Consider the following 5,393-nt stretch of genomic DNA (forward strand, 5'->3'; position numbering starts at 1 on the left):
GACGCCCTCGACGACGGGCCGAGCGGCGGCCGCCACGACAGCGGTCACCTCCGCCGGCGGGCGGACGGCGAAAGCGAGACGCACCACCGCGAATCAGATGCCCATCGGATGCCAGACCGTCTTGGTCTCCAGAAATGCACCGAGTCGCGAGACACCCGGATCGCCCGTCCAGCTGGGCTCGCCGCCGGCCGGGGCGCGGAGCACCCGCTTGATGTTGTCGGCGGAGCGTCGTTCGAGGTCGGTACTCTGCTTCGGATCCGCGCCGGTGAGGTCGATCGCGTTGACGTCCATGTGCGAGGCCAACCACGGTGCGAGCTCGGTGGTGATGCCGGTCAACAGGTTGATGACGCCGCCCGGCAGGTCGGAGGTCGCGAGCACCTCCGCCAAGGCGATCGCCGGCAACGGCCGGCGCTCCGAGGCCACCACGACGGTCGTGTTGCCGGAGGCGACCACGGGCGCGACGACGCTCACCAAGCCGAGCAGCGACGAGCGCTGCGGCGCCACCACCGCCACGACTCCGGTCGGCTCGGGAACGGAGAAGTCGAAATACGGCCCGGCGACCGGGTTGGTGCCGCCGAACACTTGGGCGATCTTGTCGGTCCACCCGGCGTACCACACCCAGCGGTCGATGGCCCGGTCCACGGTGGACCTTGCGGTGCGGGCCGACACGCCCTCACCGGCCACGACGGCGTCGATGAACTCCGCCCGCCGGCCCTCGAGCATCTCCGCGATCCGGTAGAGCACCTGGCCACGGTTGTACGCCGTTGCCTGCGACCATTTCCCGAACGCCTTGCGGGCGGCGACCACCGCATCGCGGGCGTCCTTCCGCGACGCCTGTGCGGCGTTGGCGAGGAACCCGCCGCGCGCGGAGTCGACGACGTAGGAGCGAGCCGACTCCGATCGGGGGAAGGCCCCACCGATGTAGAGCTTGTAGGTCTTGCGGACCGGTGCCCGGCTCGCGGTGACGCGCTCAGGCATCGAGGTAGGCCTCCAGTCCGTGGCGGCCACCTTCGCGACCGAAGCCGGATTCCTGGTAGCCGCCGAACGGCGACGTCGGATCGAACCGGTTGAACGTGTTGGCCCACACCACGCCGGCCCGCAGCCGCTGGGCCATCCATAGGATGCGCGAACCCTTCTCCGTCCAGATCCCCGCGGAAAGTCCGTAAGGCGTGTTGTTGGCCTTCTGCACCGCCTCGTCCGGCGTACGGAAGGTGAGCACCGACAGCACCGGCCCGAAGATCTCCTCGCGGGCGATCCGATGGGCCTGCGAGACCCCGGTGAAGACCGTGGGAGGGAACCAGAAGCCGCGGTCGGGGAGGGTGCACGGCGGCGACCACCGGCTCGCGCCCTCGGCGTCACCGGACGCGGTGAGCTCGCGGATCTTCGCGAGTTGTTCGGCGGAGTTGATCGCGCCGATGTCGGTGTTCTTGTCGAGCGGGTCGCCCAGCCGCAAGGTCGCGAGCCGACGCCGCAGTGCGCCGAGCAACTCGTCAGCGATCGACTCCTGCACCAGCAGCCGGCTACCGGCGCAACAGACGTGCCCCTGGTTGAAGTAGACGCCGTTGACGATGCCTTCGACAGCTTGGTCCAGGGGAGCATCGTCGAAGACGACGTTGGCGGCCTTGCCGCCGAGCTCGAGAGTGAGCCGCTTGTCGGTGCCGGCGGCCGCGCGGGCGATCTCCTTGCCGACCTCGGTGGATCCGGTGAAAGCGATCTTGTCGATCTGCGGATGACTCACCACGGCGCGACCCGTGCCGCCGGCACCGGGCAGCACGTTGACGACGCCGGGCGGCAGGTCTGCCTGCTGACAGATCTCGGCCAGGACCAGGGCGCTCAGCGGCGTCGTCTCGGCCGGCTTCAGTACGCACGTGTTGCCGGCCGCCAACGCCGGCGCGAGCTTCCACGCGGCCATGAGCAGCGGGAAGTTCCACGGGATGACCTGGCCGGCGACGCCGAGCGGGCGCGGCCGACGGCCGTTCGCCGACGCCGGCACGGCGTATTCAAGCTTGTCGGCCCAACCCGCGTAGTAGAAGAGGTGCGCCGCTGCCAGCGGTACGTCGACGTCGCGGGACTCCTTGATCGGCTTGCCGTTGTCGAGGCTCTCCAGCACGGCGAGCTCGCGGGAGCGTTCCTGGATCAGCCGGGCGATCCGGAAGACGTACTTCGCCCGCTCGCGCCCGGGCATCCGGCCCCAGCTGCCGTCGAAGGCGCGGCGCGCGGACCGCACCGCCCGGTCGACATCGGCCTCGCCCGTGTCGGCGACCTCGGCGAGTACCTCCTCCGTCGCGGGGTTGACCGTCTTGAAGCTTCCGCCGCTTCCCGCGGAGAACTCCCCACCGACGAACATCCCGTAGGACGACCGCAGTCGCGCGATCTCCCGTGACTCGGGTGCGGGCGCATATTCCCAGACGGGCGGTGTCGAGGACATCGGTCAGTCCACCGTGAAGTAGTCGGGACCGGAGTAGACGCCGGTCTGCTGGGTGGTGCGTTGCATGAGGAGATCATTGAGCAGCCCGGACGCGCCGAAGCGGAAGAGATCCGCGGTGAGCCACTCGTCCCCGGCGATCTCCTTGACCAGGACGAGGTAGCGGATGGCGTCCTTGGCCGCCCGGATCCCGCCGGCGAGTTTCACCCCGCGGTGCTGTCCGGTCGAAAGAGCGAAGTCGCGCACCGCCTCGAGCATCACCACGGCGACCGGGGGCGTCGCCGCCGGCTGCACCTTACCCGTCGACGTCTTGATGAAGTCGGCCCCGGCGAGCAGAGCAAGCCACGAGGCACGACGTACGTTGTCCAATGTGGACAGCTCACCGGTCTCGAGGATCACCTTCAGGTGGGCCGCACCACTCGCCTCTTTGATCGCGACGATCTCCTCGTAGGTCTGCAGATAGCGGCCGCTCAGGAAAGCACCGCGGTCGATCACCATGTCGATCTCGTCCGCCCCCGCGGCGACGGCCTCACCGACGTCGGCGAGCTTGGTCGACATCGACGCCCGGCCGGACGGAAACGCCGTGGCGACGCTCGCGATCTTCACGGTGCCCCCGCCGAGGTGCTCGCGGCACTCGGCAACGAGGTCGGGATAGACACAGATCGCCGCGACCGGCGGGCAACTCGGATCCGCCGGGTCGGGACGGAGCCCCTTCGCACAGAGGCTGCGGATCTTGCCCGGGGTATCGGCCCCCTCCAGGGTGGTCAGATCGATCATCGAGATCGCGGTATCCAGCGCCCAGAGCTTCGCGTCCTTCTTGATGCTGCGGGTGAACAGCCCGGCCGCCCGGCCCTCGGCTCCTACCTGGTCGACACCCGGCAAGCCGGCGAGAAATCGACGCAGCGACGTCTCGTCCCGCACCGCATCGGCGAGCGGCGGGGTCACGAGCGCGGTCATGCGCGGAGTGTACTCGGACGGTCGCTGCACACTGCGTGCGCGAACGTGCATGCTCCGGCTTTCGGGCCATACCGGCGGGCGAGCCGACCTATGCTTCGGCTCAACGGACAACCGTCTCAGAGGGGGGATCGGTCGTGCTCTACGTCATGGTCATGAAATGGCAGCCCGGGTTGAACAGGGAACAGCGCGACGGCGCCCTGATTCGGCGGGCGCAGTGGAAGTATCCGGATGCCGCCACGGTGCTTGGTGAGTACTGGCCCGCCTCGGAGCAGGTCGCGGTGATCTCGATCCTCGAGACGGACGATTACGGCGCCATCATGGAGATCCACCTCACCTGGGGTGACGTCTTCCAGATCGACACGACTCCCGCGATCTCGGCCGAGGACGGCCTGCGGGTCGGCGCCGAGGCGATGGCCCGCCGCTCGGTCTGATCACCGCTGACTTGATCGCTACGGCGGCCGGATCTCCGCGCCGCCGTCGCGGTCAAGGCGGATGTGCCACCGGCGCTCGTGCACCCACCGATGGTGGAATCGGCAGAGCAGGATGAGGTTGTCGAGTGCGGTCGCGCCGCCGTGCAGCCAACTGACGATGTGGTGGGCGTCGGTGAACGGTGGGGGACGGAAGCACCCGGGGAACCGGCAGCCGCCGTCCCGCACCGCGAGGGCCTTCCGCACCGCCGCCGGAACGATGCGCGTCGTCCGGCCCACATCGAGCACCTGACCCTTACCGGCCATCAGGACCCGGGAGACCCCGGCGTCGCAGGCGATCCGCCGCGCGGTCTCCGCCGGGATCGGCCCGGTCCAGTCGAGCTCGGCGGGCGGCGCGCCGGCGTTCCCACGCAGACTGGTGAGGTCGACGGTCACCACCAGATGCGGCCGTTCGCCGGACTGCTCGGGCAGTTCCCCGCGGTCGAGGGCCCGGCGGGCCAGCTCGACGAGCGCATCGGCCTTGGCCTGCGCCGCGCTCCTGGGGTCGTCGACCCGGCGGGGAGCCGACATCGCCGTCAGCGCAGCCATCAGGGTGGCGCCACTTTCCGGATCGAACAGGCCGTCGAGAACGACCATGCCGCCGAAGGTCGAGGAGAGGTGCAGCCGACGACGGGCGAACACCTTCTCCGCGTCGCCGAGCACGCCGTCCGCGTCGGCGGCGTAACGGATGCGCGTCGCCAGTCTCCGCAGGGATCCCGGATCCATCGTGCGGGCCGCCTCGAGCAGGATCGGCTCGGCGACCCGGGCGTGCTCCGGACCGACGTCGGCGGCGGTCGACGCGATGACGGCGGCGTGGCCGTGGGAGACCGTCCCGTCGGCGAGCGCGCCGGCGGTCGCCGGAAGGTCACCGAGCGCGCGGGCGACCGCCACCCGCTGGTGCGCCTCCCTCGGGTGCAGCCGCGTCCGCCACCGCAGCCATGCCTGAGTGGAGGCCGCCCCGTCGGCCCGGCCTGCGGCCCGCGCATCGAACACCGCAAGAGTCCGAGCGAATTCTCCGTCGAGTGCTCCGGCGATCCGCCGGAGTTCGCCGAGCCGCTCGCCGAGCGTGACGTCGTCGACGCTGGCGACGTCCTCGACCGCCACCTGTCGTAGGGCCCGCGCCAGCGCCGTCATCCCGGCGCTCACGATCGGCGCCACGTGCGGCGGGTCAACCGTCGCCGTGGTCACCGGCGGTGCTGCCCATCAATCGAACTCATGTTCGAAGATTACTCGCGGGCGGGCCCCCGCCGGGTAGTTCATCCACACCCCGCGACGGCGTCCGACGGCCGAAACAAGCCGACACAGTAGCCCCGGCCGGCAGCCTCTTTGGTCAGAATTTCTAAAAGCTCGCCGATTTAATTACTTTCCGTCAACCTTAATGGGAGGAGCGGAACGAACCAGGTGGACAACGGACGGCGGCGACGGAAGTCCCGCCATTCATAGCCTGAGGAAGCGTTGTGCGGGCTCGGCCCGCGCCGCCGCCGTCGCGCAAGCCATGCCGATGGCTCCGCTCGCCGATCAGTAGTGATCGTCGCCACTGGTTG

5 protein-coding genes are annotated in these 5,393 nt (G+C 69.8%); 1 reads left to right on the forward strand and 4 read right to left on the reverse strand.

Features of this window, described 5'->3' with window-relative positions; genetic code table 11:
• Positions 1-93 precede the first annotated feature (93 nt).
• From VGH85_17425 to deoC, 3 genes are read right to left on the reverse strand one after another with little or no spacing between them, the layout of a single operon-like run.
• Positions 94-978 (reverse strand): aldehyde dehydrogenase family protein, encoded by an 885-nt coding sequence (locus VGH85_17425; protein HEY2175592.1) that lies wholly within the window; start codon positions 976-978, stop codon positions 94-96.
• Positions 971-2,428: an aldehyde dehydrogenase family protein gene (locus VGH85_17430; GenBank protein HEY2175593.1), complete on the reverse strand. Its 1,458-nt coding sequence runs from the start codon at positions 2,426-2,428 to the stop codon at positions 971-973. The genes VGH85_17425 and VGH85_17430 overlap by 8 nt, the downstream gene beginning before the upstream one ends.
• 3 nt (positions 2,429-2,431) lie before the next feature.
• Positions 2,432-3,382: a deoxyribose-phosphate aldolase gene (deoC, locus tag VGH85_17435; GenBank protein ID HEY2175594.1), complete on the reverse strand. Its 951-nt coding sequence runs from the start codon at positions 3,380-3,382 to the stop codon at positions 2,432-2,434.
• Between the two features lie 134 nt (positions 3,383-3,516).
• On the opposite strand from deoC, the gene VGH85_17440 reads away from it, so the two are divergent.
• Positions 3,517-3,813 (forward strand): DUF3303 family protein, encoded by a 297-nt coding sequence (locus tag VGH85_17440; GenBank protein HEY2175595.1) that lies wholly within the window; start codon positions 3,517-3,519, stop codon positions 3,811-3,813.
• Between the two features lie 18 nt (positions 3,814-3,831).
• On the opposite strand, the gene VGH85_17445 is transcribed toward VGH85_17440, so the two are convergent.
• A complete protein-coding gene (locus VGH85_17445; protein ID HEY2175596.1) occupies positions 3,832-5,037 on the reverse strand; it encodes a DUF222 domain-containing protein in 1,206 nt (401 codons plus the stop codon).
• Positions 5,038-5,393 lie beyond the last annotated feature (356 nt).

Source organism: Mycobacteriales bacterium (genome assembly GCA_036497565.1).
Lineage (GTDB): Bacteria > Actinomycetota > Actinomycetes > Mycobacteriales > QHCD01 > DASXJE01.

What these genes read in the sequence shown, in the direction of transcription:
- VGH85_17425 (HEY2175592.1), bottom strand. Translation starts at nt 978, where the DNA reads ATGCCTGAGCGCGTCACCGCGAGCCGGGCACCGGTCCGCAAGACCTAC.
- VGH85_17430 (HEY2175593.1), bottom strand. Translation starts at nt 2,428, where the DNA reads ATGTCCTCGACACCGCCCGTCTGGGAATATGCGCCCGCACCCGAGTCA.
- deoC (HEY2175594.1), bottom strand. Translation starts at nt 3,382, where the DNA reads ATGACCGCGCTCGTGACCCCGCCGCTCGCCGATGCGGTGCGGGACGAG.